Genomic DNA, 1937 nt, shown 5'->3' on the forward strand with positions numbered 1-1937 from the left:
ACACTGGCCTGTTCTCTAAAGCCGGCCTGTCTGATAAGACGCTCAATTTTATTATTTAATCGTTCTTCCCATTGATGATCTGTAAGCAAAGCCAGGTATTCATCAGCTGTAACATTCTCTATCCTGTTGTCTTTGATATGCTGATAATGCAATGAAGCCATCGCTCCGAGCCTCATTTGTTTTAATCTTTCGACTGTTTGATTGTTGTTCATTATTATAGGTTTATAATTAACTGATTTGCTTAACTGTAGGATGATGCTCCCCTTATATTGTGATGCATCGGTATGTGCGACTGTGCACTATCGGATTCATCATAAAAGATTAATGCTTTATCCATGTTATTCTTCAGGATGTTTTTGATTCGGGTATATGATGGTATCCCGGCATTTAAAGCCATTTTACAGGCCCTGTTTAATCTTCCTGAGCCGTAAGCTTTATGGAGTTGTAAAAGACCGGTTACACGCTTGTATCCAATCTCAGGATAATCTACAGATGCAAGTATATGTTCTACACAGCTGACAACATGCTCACCATGTGCTGCAGCTTTATTCTTAAAGTAATCCGGATTCCAACCCAGGTATGATTGATGCGTACTGCTCAGGTGATCCGAGTTGGTGTTATAGCTGCCTGTAGTGTGATTCCTCTGATGTATGGCTATGCGCTGATGATTGTAGTAAACCTCTATATGTTTCTGTGTATAATGTATTTGTGTTTGTTTGCCTATATAGCGGTATGGTACACTATAATAACTCTTATCGGGTGAAAAATATACATATCCCATTTTCTGAACCTTTGCCCTGCGGTACTCTTTTATCTCGTACTGCTCGGCGGGTAATGGCTTCAGATAGCCTCGCTCTATTGTCTGAAACAGTTCCAGTCTGCTGGCCTCTTTACGCTTAAAGAGCAGTTTGTTGTATTCTGTAAGCAATCGCCTGATCTCCCTGTTGAGCTCTTCTATCGAGAAAAATGTCATCTCTCGAAGAGGGTAATAGATTCTTTGATAAGTAAGGTGTACAGCATTTTCTACTAATGCTTTATCCTGTGGAGCATACACTCTTGTGGGGTTAATAACACAACCGTAATAACTGGCAAAGTCTTTGAAGCAGCGGTTAATAACTGCTTCATGTTTGCTGGCTCTTGTAACGGCAGACTTTAGATTGTCAGATACGATTGCCTTTGGAACGCCACCATAAAAGTGTAATGCGTTTTTACAGCAACTTATAAAATCATTACGGTTCTGTGTGGCACAGGCTTCAACATAAGTATATTGACTACAGGGTAAAATTGATACGAAGACTTCAACCGGTTTGGTCTCACCCGTATCTTTATCTGCTATCCCAAGCTTTTTACCCGCAAAGTCAACGAACATCTCATGGCCTGCAATATGCTCAAGCTTCATGGAACCCTTTGCCTTACTGTATTTACGATGAAAATGTTCCAGGAACTGAGTGTAGCTGTAGGGGTTGCTTACATTATTTACATACTCATTATAATGGTGCTGAAAAGTAAAACCGGGATGACTCCGGGCTGCTTTGACACGCTCAATATAGCGCATTAAATCATCATGCCGGGAAGTGTCGACAGTAGTTTTACTGGTGAAGAGTTCGTTTAAACGAGTCTCTTCAAAGTTTAAAAGCTCGCCAATGCTGTAACCACTTGATTTAAACTGTTGTACATAGCTGTTAACGGTATTACGAGATATACCAAGTGTAGCACCAATCTTGCGGTTACTAAAACCGTCGTTGATTAAGACTAAAATTTGTTTTATATCCATAGGATCAAGTTTATTTGCCATACCGCATCCCTTTTTTAGGGACAAGATAACTTGATCTTTTCAAAGTGGCACAAATCGAACCGTAAAAAGTGGCACGGTTTGAACCGAAAAAGGTGGCACACATAGACCGAAATCACTGGCACAAATCAAACCGTTTTATCCA

The 1937-nt window shown here is 40.2% G+C and carries 1 protein-coding gene and 1 pseudogene; both read right to left on the reverse strand.

What is annotated here, in order from left to right; genetic code table 11:
- Positions 1 to 212, reverse strand: a pseudogene (locus D7D25_RS17595) (ATP-binding protein); the annotation flags it as partial.
- A 29-nt stretch (positions 213 to 241) separates the two neighbouring features.
- Entirely contained in the window at positions 242 to 1795 is a 1554-nt protein-coding gene (istA, locus tag D7D25_RS17600; RefSeq protein ID WP_122970210.1) for an IS21 family transposase, read from the reverse strand.
- Between the last annotated feature and the right edge of the window lie 142 nt (positions 1796 to 1937).

Source organism: Proteiniphilum sp. X52, from assembly GCF_003712195.1.
Taxonomy (GTDB): Bacteria; Bacteroidota; Bacteroidia; order Bacteroidales; family Dysgonomonadaceae; genus Proteiniphilum.